Annotated in this window: 9 protein-coding genes; 5 read left to right on the top strand and 4 right to left on the bottom strand. The window is 70.8% G+C overall.

All coding sequences use genetic code 11. From position 1 onward, the window contains the following. The 3 genes from ACFY7E_RS25405 to ACFY7E_RS25395 form a co-directional block, all read right to left on the bottom strand. On the bottom strand, positions 1–129 hold a 129-nt coding region (locus ACFY7E_RS25405; RefSeq protein WP_389488528.1), incomplete at its 3' end, for a zf-HC2 domain-containing protein. Then, entirely contained in the window at positions 126–686 is a 561-nt protein-coding gene (gene sigK / locus ACFY7E_RS25400) for an ECF RNA polymerase sigma factor SigK (RefSeq protein ID WP_389488509.1), read from the bottom strand. The genes sigK and ACFY7E_RS25405, both read right to left, overlap by 4 nt. A 158-nt stretch (positions 687–844) precedes the next feature. Beyond that, positions 845–1,279: an ATP-binding protein gene (locus ACFY7E_RS25395; RefSeq protein ID WP_389488506.1), complete on the bottom strand. Its 435-nt coding sequence runs from the start codon at positions 1,277–1,279 to the stop codon at positions 845–847. A 188-nt stretch (positions 1,280–1,467) separates the two neighbouring features. Between ACFY7E_RS25395 and ACFY7E_RS25390 the strand changes: the two genes are divergently transcribed. After that, complete coding sequence (locus tag ACFY7E_RS25390) at positions 1,468–1,734, top strand: hypothetical protein (RefSeq protein WP_389488504.1); 267 nt, start codon at positions 1,468–1,470, stop codon at positions 1,732–1,734. Positions 1,735–1,824: 90 nt separating this feature from the next. Here ACFY7E_RS25390 and ACFY7E_RS25385 read toward each other — a convergent pair whose 3' ends face one another. Further along, positions 1,825–3,342, bottom strand: a complete 1,518-nt coding sequence (locus ACFY7E_RS25385; protein ID WP_389488502.1) for a glutamate synthase subunit beta — start codon at positions 3,340–3,342, stop codon at positions 1,825–1,827. Between the two features lie 392 nt (positions 3,343–3,734). On the opposite strand from ACFY7E_RS25385, the gene ACFY7E_RS25380 reads away from it, so the two are divergent. The 4 genes from ACFY7E_RS25380 to sbnB are packed head-to-tail and all read left to right on the top strand — an operon-like array spanning position 3,735 to position 10,799. Beyond that, entirely contained in the window at positions 3,735–6,233 is a 2,499-nt protein-coding gene (locus ACFY7E_RS25380) for a Pls/PosA family non-ribosomal peptide synthetase (protein ID WP_389488499.1), read from the top strand. Then, positions 6,233–8,737, top strand: a complete 2,505-nt coding sequence (locus ACFY7E_RS25375) for an amino acid adenylation domain-containing protein (RefSeq protein WP_389488496.1) — start codon at positions 6,233–6,235, stop codon at positions 8,735–8,737. The genes ACFY7E_RS25380 and ACFY7E_RS25375 overlap by 1 nt, the downstream gene beginning before the upstream one ends. A 26-nt stretch (positions 8,738–8,763) precedes the next feature. Further along, positions 8,764–9,756, top strand: a complete 993-nt coding sequence (locus ACFY7E_RS25370) for a TauD/TfdA family dioxygenase (RefSeq protein ID WP_389488494.1) — start codon at positions 8,764–8,766, stop codon at positions 9,754–9,756. Continuing rightward, positions 9,753–10,799 (top strand): 2,3-diaminopropionate biosynthesis protein SbnB, encoded by a 1,047-nt coding sequence (sbnB, locus tag ACFY7E_RS25365; protein ID WP_389488492.1) that lies wholly within the window; start codon positions 9,753–9,755, stop codon positions 10,797–10,799. Before ACFY7E_RS25370 ends, sbnB begins: the two co-directional genes overlap by 4 nt. Positions 10,800–10,856 lie beyond the last annotated feature (57 nt).

Raw genomic sequence — 10,856 nt, 5'->3', positions numbered from 1 at the left:
TCCGACCTCGTCGCGGCAGGCGTCGCAGCCCGCGAGGTGGTTTTCGAAGGCCGCTTCCCCGGCCGGGGAGAGGGCGTGCAGGACGTATGCCCCGACAGCGTCGTGCGGGCTTTCGTCGGCGGGCCTCATGATCCGCCCTCCAGGCAGGCGCGGAGCTTCCGCAGGCCTGTGCGCATCCTGGACTTGACCGTTCCCGTCGGGGTCGACAGGGACCGGGCCACCTCCAGGCAGGTGAGCCCCTCGTAGTAGGCGAGCACGAGCGGGATCCGGTGGACGGGGGCGAGCCCGCCGAGGCAGCGGTACACGCGCCGGTGCTCGTCCCTGCCCTCGACGGTCTCGGCGACCTCGTCGAAGGGGCGCACGGGGGACAGCATGGCGGCGCGCCGTTCCCGGTCCGCGCTCGCCTGCGCGGCGCGTACCCGGTCGACGGCCCGGCGGTGGGCGAGGGTGAGGACCCACGTCCTGGCCGTGCCCCGCTCGCACCGGTAGCGGTCGGCGGTGCGCCAGACCTCGATCATGACGTCCTGCGTCACCTCCTCGGCCTGCGCGGCGTCCCGCAGGATCCGGCGGGTCAGCCCGAGAACCGGACCGACCAGGGCGTCGTACACGCCGGCGAACGCCTCCTGGTCCCCGTCGGCCGAGCGGATCAGCAGCTCCTCCACGTCGTGCTCGTGTCCCTGCGGCACGCGCTGCTCACCGTCCTCCCTACCGGCCGGCCGTCGTGCTCGAGACACGGTTGAGGCGCCCGGGGGCCGCCGCCGTTCGACTCCGCCCGCGTTCTCGTACGGGCGCCGCCGTACGGCAGGGGCGATCGAGTGAGACCTTCGGCGACGGGCGAGAGAAGTCATGGCGGTCCGTCCGGTCCGGTTCCGCCGGGCTCCAGGTCGAGTGCGACGTGCAGGGACTTGCCCCCGAGGGCGGGGACCACCTTGATCCGGCCGCCGAGCCCGCGGATGAGGGGGAAACCGAAACCGCCCCGCTCGTCCCCGGGACCCTCCCACGACGTCAGGGGGAGCTCCTCGCTGTGGTCGGCGACGGCGATGTCGAGCAGTGCTCCGCGGACCGTCAGCGTCAGTACGCAGGGGCCACGCGCGTGGCGGACGACGTTCGTGACCAGCTCGGAGACGACCAGCACGGCCTCCGCCGCCCGGACCGACCGTCCCGGGGAGCCCGCCAGCCAGCGCCCGGCGACGCGGCGGGCGACGGCCGGCGCCTTCGGGTCGTAGGGCAGGGCGACACTGTGGCGGGTCGTGTCGGGTGACGGCATCGTGGTGATCATGACTGCCCCCTGGAGGGGATCGAACCGGTGGGCACGGATGTGTACAGGGGATTCGGAGCCGCGCCGCCGCCGGATGACAGCCCCAGGCCGCAGATCGCCGCAAGTGTGTCGCCGGGAGCGGCCGGCACCTGCATTGCTGAACCCGCTTGGACGATCGAAAGCCCTCCTCCGCGCCTCCTCTCCGTGGCTTGCCCGTCTGCCGGGCGGGGCGTCAAAGGTGGTCCAGCCGGTGGAGCCGCTCTCCGGTTCCCGTCCCGGCGGGCACCGAGTGGGTCAAGGGCCACTGGGAGAAGAAGGCCTTCCCGCACAAGACCTGGCACCCGGGTCAGCACGACAAGCACGGCAAGTGGCACAACGGCCACCGGAGCCATGACCACGTCTACAAGTGGGTCTACGTTCCCAGCCACTGGGACCACGTCTGGGTGAAGGGACACTGGGACTGCCGTCACCACTGACGCGGAGCCCCGGGGTGGGGTCGGGAGCACGGCTCCCGGCCCCACCCTCCCGTACCAGCGGCCGGTGCCGGGGCCCGCGTGCCCGCTCGTCTACGCCAGCGGCCCGTCCGAGGCCGTGATCGGAGCGGGAAGGTCACTGGAACCCATCAGGTAGCGGTCCGCCGCGGCCGCAGCGGACCGGCCCTCCGCCAGGGCCCAGACCACGAGTGACTGCCCGCGTCCGGCATCGCCCGCCACGAAGACTCCCTCCGAAGCCGAAGCCGAAGCCGAAGCAGGGCATGGGGCCGTGTCCGCCGTCCGCGCCGCGAACCCGGCGGTGCGGTCGAAGTTGCCCCGGTCGTCGGGGACGAGCCCGAGCGCCGTCGTGAGGGGCGTGCCGTGCCGGGGGCCGCGGAACCCCAGGGCGAGCACGACCAGTTGGGCGGGCAGCGTCCGCTCGGTTCCCGGCCGCGGCGTCCTGTCCGAGGGGTCCACCTCCGTGAGGCGCACCGCCTCGACGCGACCGGCGGCGTCGTGCTCGAACCGTACGGCCGCCGCGCCGAACACCCTCGGATCGTCGCCGTCCCGGTCACAGGCCTCCTCGTGGGCGTGTGAGACGCGGTGGATCCTGGGGTGGACCAGCGGCCACGGTTCGCTCTCCCGCCGGAACCCGCCCGCCATCGGGTTGACGTCCACGTGCACGACGGACGCGGCGCCCTGGCGCAGGGCTGTGCCGAGACAGTCCGTTCCCGTGTCGCCGCCCCCGACGATCACCACTTGTCTGCCCTCGGCCGTCACGGACGGCCGCACGCAGTCGCCCTCGTCCACCCGGTTCGCCGCCGTCAGATACTCCATGGCCTGGTGGACGCCCTCCACTGCCCTTCCCGGTACGGCGAGTTCGCGTGGCTCCGTCGCTCCGACGGCCACGATCACCGCATCGTGCGCACCCCTCATCGCGACCGCGTCCAGATCGGCACCGACGTCGACGCCGGTGCGGAACAGTGTGCCCTCCTCCCGCATCTGCGCGATCCGGCGGTCCAGCCGCCACTTCTCCAGCTTGAAGGCGGGGATGCCGTAGCGCAGCAGTCCGCCGACGCGGTCGGACCGCTCGAAGACCGTGACGCGGTGGCCGACCCGCGTGAGCTGCTGCGCCGCCGCCAGCCCGGCCGGACCCGAGCCCACCACCGCGACCGACCGGCCCGTCAGCCGCTCCGGCGGGTGGGCACGGACGTGGCCCCGCGCCCATGCCTCGTCCGCGATGGCCTGCTCGACGTTCTTGATGGTGACCGGTTCCCCCGTGAGCGCCAGGACGCAGGCGTCCTCACAGGGCGCCGGGCAGACGCGCCCGGTGAACTCGGGGAAGTTGTCGGTCGCGTGCAGCCGTTCCGAGGCGGTTCGCCAGTCGTCGTGGGCCGCGTACACGTTCCACTCGGGTATGAGGTTGCCGATCGGGCAGCCCCCGTGGCAGAACGGAACGCCGCAGTCCATGCAGCGACGGGCCTGCCCGGAGACCAGCGGCAGCAGGGCCTGGCCCGCGTACACCTCGTCCCAGTCGCCCAGACGCTCCCCGGAAGGCCGCGCGGGCACCGGTCGGCGGGGTGTGGTGAGGAAGCCGAAGGGGTCGGTCATGCCGCCCTCCGCAACGCTGTTCGGGGATGCGACGGAAGTCCTCCCAGCGTACGTCCGCGACCCGACGGCGCGCCGTGCCGGAGACGGACCGGGAAGTGAGCGACGCCCGGAATCGTCCGGCCCGCCCGGTCAGGGCGACGACGCCACACCGTCCCAGGTTCGAGAAATCCATCCGTTGTGCGAAAAGTTCGAAGGGATCTTCATCTGTCCGCAGAACAGCGACGAATCACCCGTACAACGTTCACCGCGGACCGTCCGCCACATGAGCGGGCCGGTCGATCCAAGCCCCGTCGCACGGCAGCCACCACCTGCTCGCGGAAACAGAGCAGGCACACGGGATCGAGCACCGATGCGGCCACCCGGCAACAGGACCCGCCCCGGGGAGTTCCCTCATGACACAGAAGTCACTCGAGACCGAGAACCGCCCGAGCACCCGTACACAGGAAACACTGGCCCGGCTGCTCGCGGACGTCGCCCATCTGGACGAAGTACCCCTCGACAGCCACTTCTTCGACGAACTGGGTACGGACTCGCTGGTCATGGCGCACTTCTGCGCACGGGTGAGGAAGCAGGGCGGCCTTCCCGACGTGTCGATGAGAGATGTCTACCGGCACCCGACGGTCAGAAGCCTGAGCACGGCCATCGAAGGCGATGAACCGGGGCCCGTCGTCACCGAGGCCCGCCCTCCCGGCCCCGCGCCGCCTGATCCGGCGCCCCCACCGCAACGCCGGCACCAAGTGCTGTGCGGGGCGTTGCAACTCCTGTGTTTCGTCGGCTACGCCTTCCTCCTCGCCTTCGTCACCGCTCGCGGCTACGACTGGATCTCCGCCGGCGCCGGCCTCTGGGACGACTACCTGCGGTCGGTCGTGTTCGGCGCCGTGACCCTGGTGGTCCTGTGTACCCTGCCGATCGTCGCGAAGTGGGTCCTCGTCGGCCGCTGGAAGCCGCAGCGGATCCCGGTCTGGAGCCTCGCGTACGTCCGTTTCTGGCTGGTGAAGACGCTGATACGGGCGAATCCGATGGCCCTGTCCGTCGGCTCCCCGCTCTACGTCCTCTACCTCAAGGCCCTCGGCGCGCGCATCGGACGGGGCGTGACCGTCCTTTCCCGCAGCGTTCCCGTGTGCACCGACCTGCTGACGGTCGGTGACCGCACGGTCATCCGCAAGGACGTCCTGTTCGGCTGCTACCGAGCCCGCGACGCCGCGATAGAGACGGGCACGGTCACCCTCGGGCGCGACGTGGTCGTCAGCGAGGCGACGGTGCTGGACATCGGTACGTCGATGGGGGACGGGGCACAGCTCGGGCACGCCTCCTCACTCCACGAGGGCCAGAGCGTGCCCGTCGGCCAGCACTGGCACGGATCACCGGGACAGCCGACGGACGCCGACTTCCTGGCGGTGGCTCCGGTCCGGTGCGGCACGGTACGGCGTGCGGTCCACGGTGCCGCCCAGATCGTCATGGCGCTGCTGGTGTTCGCACCGCTCGCCGTGGGATGCCTGGACGTGCTGCTCGCGAAGGCCCCGCAGCTGACGACAGTGCTGGAACGGGGGCCTGCCGCGCTCGCCGACTGGGTCTTCTACGCCGACCTGCTGCTGGTGACGGGGGTCGTCTTCTTCGGCGGCATCCCGATCGTCCTGATCACGCTGGCCGTCGTTCCCCGCGTCCTCGGCCGGCTCGTGACCCCCGGTCGGATATACCCCCTGTACGGCGTCCACCACGCGGCGCATCGGGCGGTCACTCTCCTGACCAACAGGAGGTTCATGACGCGCCTGTTCGGTGACAGCTCAGCGGTGGTGCACTACCTGCGCTGGATCGGCTACGACCTGTCCGCCGCGGAGCAGACCGGTTCGAACTTCGGCACCGCGGTCAAGCACGAGAACCCCCTGCTGAGCTCCGTGGGCCGGGGGACCATGGTCGCAGACGGGCTGTCGCTCATGAACGCCGACTACTCCAGCACGTCCTTCCGCGTGACCCGCACCGTCATCGGCGCGCACAACTTCCTCGGCAACAGGATCGCCTACCCCTCCCGGGGCAGGACCGGCGACAACTGTCTCCTGGCGACCAAGGTCATGGTCCCTGTCCACGGCCCGATCCGGCACGACGTGGGCCTGCTCGGATCACCGAGCTTCGAGATCCCCCGCTCGGTGGTGCGGGACAGCACCTTCGACGCCCTCGCGGAGGGCGACGGGCTGCGCCGCCGCCTGCTCGCCAAGAACCGGCACAACGCCGCCACCATGGCGTGGTTCCTGTTCACCGGCTGGCTCTACTTCTTCGCGGTCACCCTCCTGTACGCGGGAGCGGCCGAACTGTACGCCCAGTGGGGCTTCACGGCCCTCGCCCTCGCCAATGTCGCTTTGCTGCCTTTCACCGTCCTGTACTACGCGCTGATCGAACGCCTGGTCACGGCGGCGCACCCGCTCGGACCCCTGTTCTGCTCGATCTACGACCTCCGCTTCTGGCGGCGCGAACGGTACTGGAAGGTCCCGTCGGAGACCTACCTGCAGATCCTGAACGGCACCCCGTTCAAGAACCTCGTGTGGCGACTGCTCGGCGTCCGGATCGGCGCAGCGGTGTTCGACGACGGCTGCAGCCTGACCGAGCGGCCCATGGTCACCATCGGGGACGGCTGCACCCTCAACGCCGGCAGCGTCATCCAGTGCCACTCGCAGGAGGACGGCACCTTCAAGTCCGACGTCAGCCGGATCGGCGCGGGCTGCACGCTCGGGGTGGGCGCCCTCGTCCATTACGGTGCCACGGTCGGCGACGGCGCCCACCTGGCGGCGGACTGCTTCCTGATGAAGGGCGAGACGGTCCCCGCACACGACCGGTGGTCGGGAAACCCCGCGCGACCGGCCGCCCCCGAGCACGACGCCCACGGAGGCGAACGGTGATGACGGAATCAGCGACCACCAGCACACCACCCGCGGAAGCTCCCGCCGGTCACGCGTTCACGACCGTGCCGAACTGGACCGCCCACCCGGTCCCGGGCACCGCGGAGCACGCCGAAACCGCCCTTCCCGACCGGACGGTCACGGCGCTGCGCACGCGCGCCGACGAGTTCGGGGTGCCGATCGCCGCCGTGCTCCTGGCCGCCCACGCGAAGGTGCTCTCCGCACTGTCCGGCGACACCGATGTCACGACCGGTTACCTGCTCTCCGGAGCGAGCCGTCCGGCAGCCTGCCGGCTGAACGTCCGACCCGGCACCTGGCGTCACCTCACGAAGGACGTCCACCGTGCGCTGCCGCTCCTGTCCCACACGCAGCGACGACAAACCGACGGTCGTCCCGGCGCACCGCCGGACATCGTGTTCGACCCGTCCGGGAACGGACAGGCGCCAGAGGGCACGGCCCTGTGCGTGAGCATCCCCGAAGACGACCCGCGCGTCCTGCGGCTGCGCTACCGCACCGACGTGCTCGACGACGACGCCGCCGCCCGCATCGGCGGCTATCACCTCCGAGCGCTCGAACGGATCGCCACCGCTCCCGAGGAGCACCACGAACGGTGCGCCCTGCTGTCCGCCGAGGAGATCCGGTTCCAGACCGAAGAACTCGCCGGTCCCACCCGACCGCTGCCGGACCGCCGCTTCCACGAACTGTTCGAAGAACAGGCGCGCAAGCGGCCCGGAGCCGTCGCGGCCGAGTACCGCGGCACTCGCTGGACCTACCGGGACCTGAACGAACGGGCCAACCGGCTGGCCCGGGCGCTGCTGTCCCAGGGGCTGGAACCGGAGGATGTCGTCGCCGTGGTCGCCGGACGCACCCTGTACTGGATGGCGGCGGTGATCGCCGTCTTCAAGGCGGGTGGGACCTACCTGCCCATCGACCCCCATTACCCGCCCGGACGCGTCTCCGCGATGCTCACCCGCTCGGACTGCGCTTTCGTGCTCACGGAACCCGGCGTTTCCCGGAATCTCGACCGGGCCCTCGAAATCCGGCCCGGCACGCGCACGCTCCCCATCCCCGCAGTCGCCGAGAGCACCGCCCGCGGCGACGACCCCGCGGTCGCGGTGGCTGCGGACCAACTGGCCTACGTCTACTTCACCTCCGGATCCACCGGCGAGCCCAAGGGCGCCATGTGCGAACACGCCGGCATGCTCAACCACCTCCTGGCGAAGATCGACGACCTCGGCATCGAAGAGGGTCACGTCGTGGCGCAGACCGCGTCGCAGTGCTTCGACATCTCGCTGTGGCAACTCCTCGCCGGGCCCCTGGCCGGCGGGCGCACGCTGCTCGTCGAGCAGGAGGATGTCCTCGACGCCGACAGGTTCCTCGACACCGTCGCCGACGGCCGGGTCACGGTGTTCCAGGTCGTCCCGTCGTACCTCGACGTCCTGCTCTCCGCACTGGAGCGCGCACCTCGTCGGCTGGCCGACCTGCGCCGCGTGTCGGTCACCGGGGAAGCACTGCGCAAGGGCCTCGTCCAGCGCTGGTTCGCCGCGCTGCCCGGGGTGCCCCTGGTCAACGCCTACGGGCTGACGGAGACGTCGGACGACACCAACCACGAAGTGATGACGGGCGTGCCGGACGGCGACCGAGTACCCCTGGGCCGGCCCGTGGCCAACGTACGGATCTACGTGGTCGACGACAACCTGACACCGGTCCCCCTCGGAGCCCCCGGAGCCGTCGTCTTCTCCGGGATCTGCGTGGGCCGCGGCTACGTCAACGACCCGGAACGCACCCGGGACTCCTACCTTTCCGATCCGTACCACCCCGGTCAGCGCCTCTACCGCGGAGGAGACTTCGGCCGCTGGCTACCGGGAGGAAAGCTCGAATACCACGGCCGTCGCGACGCCCAGGTGAAGATCCGCGGGTTCCGTGTGGAGATCGGCGAGATCGAGAACGCCCTGCTACGGCTTCCCGACGTCCGCGACGGCGCCGTCATCGTCACCGGCGAAGAAGCCCACGCACGACAGCTGGTCGCGTTCTGCACCGGCCGGCGACCGGTGGCCGAAGACGTACTGCTCGGGCAACTCGGCGAACTGCTGCCCGCCTACATGGTCCCCTCCTCCGCACACTGGCGGCAGACCCTGCCGCTCACGGCCAACGGCAAGATCGACCGCAAGGTCCTCGGCGTCCTCGCCCGGAATCTCGGTCAACCCGGCGACGGGCACCGTCCGACCCGTACACCGACCGAGCGGCGACTCGCCGCGGCCTGGGCACACGTCCTCGGCGTACCGGTCGACGGCATCGGCCGGCAGGACGACTTCTTCGACCTCGGCGGCACCTCCCTGTCCGCCGTACGCCTGGCCGTCGCACTGGACCGGACCGTCTCCCCGCGCGACCTGGCAGCGCACCCCGTCCTGGCCGATCTGGCCGCTCTCGTCGATGAAAGAACCCACCGGCCCCCGGCACCCCCCGAGGTCGCTCGGGCCGCCGTACGACCGACACCTTCATGAGCCGCGTACCGATGGAGAGGAACGACATGTTGTCCGCACTGTTCCGCAAGCCGGAAACACCAGCACCCACGACGATCCACGAGAGCGCGGCTCCCCCGGACCCGGCCGCTTGGACCGACTCCTACAAGAAGGAACTGCTCGACCTGGTCGCCGCACACGGCGCGGTCCTCGTCAACGGACTGGATCTGCGCGGTACGACCGACGTCGAGGCGGTCGTCCGGAGGGTGACCGACCGCCCCGTGAGGGAAACAGAGGGCTTCGCCCCTCGCGAGGCCCATGGCGAGGGTCTCTACTCCTCAGCCGTCTGGCCCGCCAACCAGCCGATGTGCATGCACCACGAGCTGAGCTACGCGCGCCGGTGTCCCGGACTGTTGCTGTTCGCCTGCCTGGAGCCGCCGACCGGCGGCGGGGCCACCGCGCTCGCCGATGCCGCCGCCGTCCTCGATGCTCTTCCCGCCACTCTGGTCGAGCGTTTCGAGGAGGAGGGCTGGCTGCTCGAACGCTCCTACAACGGCGAGATCGGCGCCACACTCTCCCAGGCGTTCGGCACCGAGGACCGCGGGGCCGTCGACGCGTACTGCCGGGCCCACGACATCGAAACCTCGTGGCAGCCCGACGGAACGCTGCGCACACGCCAGAGGCGCAGCGCGGTGGTACGGCACCCGGTCAGCGGACTGCGCTGCTGGTTCAACCAGATCGCCTTCCTGAGCGAGTGGACGATGGCCCCCGAGGTGCGGGAGTTCCTGATCGAGGAGTACGGCCCGAGGGGTCTGCCCTTCACCACGCGCTACGGCGAGGGCGACCCGGTACCTCCGGAAGTGGTCGAACGGATCAACAAGACCTACGACGACGTCACGATCCGCCGGCCTTGGCAGGCCGGCGAGGTGATGATCGTCGACAACCTGCGCACCGCCCACAGCCGGGAGGCCTACACGGGGCCGCGCGAGGTCCTGGTGGCCATGGCCGACCCGTTCGCCCCGCCGCTGCCGGACCAACCCCCGAGGAGGGCCGCCGCATGACCATGTCCGTCGCCACACCCGTGGTGCCCCCGTTCGCCGTCGTCCCCGGACGCCAGGTCAAGGAAGTCCTCCACGGTCGGGAGAGCGCCGTGACGAAGGTCGTCGAAGACACCTACCGCCTGCACGCCGCCGGACACACCGTCAACCCGCCCTCCTCCTTCCTCCGGTTCACCGACCGGCCCGCGTCGCGCATCATCGCCCTCGCGGCCTCCCTGGGGGGGAACGAGGCCCCGGTGGACGGCCTCAAGTGGATCGCGAGCTTCCCCGCGAACGTGCGGTCGGGCATCCCCAGAGCCTCGGCCGTACTCATCCTCAACGACCCCGCCACCGGCTACCCCTTCGCCTGCATGGAGAGCTCGGTCATCAGCGCGGCCAGGACCGCCGCGTCCGCGGCGGCGGCGGCCGACCGGCTCAGCCGGGGACGACAGCGGCCCACCCGCATCGGGTTCGTCGGCACCGGCCTGATCGCCCGTTACATTCACACCTATCTCATCGGTACCGGCTGGACGTTCGAGCACATCGGCGTCCACGACCTGTCGGCGGACAGCGCGGCCGGCTTCCGGCTCTACCTGGAGCAGACGGGTGGTACCGGGCCCGTCACCGTGCACCGCGACGCCGAGACGCTCATCCGCACCAGCGACCTGGTGGTCTTCGCGACCGTCGCCGGCCGGCCGCACGTCACCGAGGTCTCGTGGTTCGACCACAACCCCCTCGTGCTGCACATCTCGCTGCGTGACCTCGCACCCGAGGTCCTGCTGTCCGCGACCAACATCGTCGACGACGTCGAGCACGTCCTCAGGGAGTCGACCTCGCCCCACCTCACGGAACGGCTCACCGGCAACCGGGCCTTCCTCGACGGCACGCTCGATGACGTCATGGCCGGACGCGTGACGCCGCCGCCGGACCGCCCCGTGATCTTCTCGCCCTTCGGGCTCGGAGTCCTCGACCTGGCGGTCGGCAAGTACGTCTACGACGAGGTGGCCCGATCGGGCCGACTGCTGCTCGTCGACAGTTTCTTCGACGAGCTGAACCGCTACGGATGAGGGGTCCCGTCCTGCCGGACCGTTCGGCCGGACCGTCCGACCACGAGAAGGAGAGCA

Origin of the sequence: Streptomyces sp. NPDC012825, assembly GCF_042900925.1 — a bacterium.
Taxonomy (GTDB): Bacteria; Actinomycetota; Actinomycetes; order Streptomycetales; family Streptomycetaceae; genus Streptomyces.
This window is presented reverse-complemented; position numbering and strand designations above follow the sequence as displayed.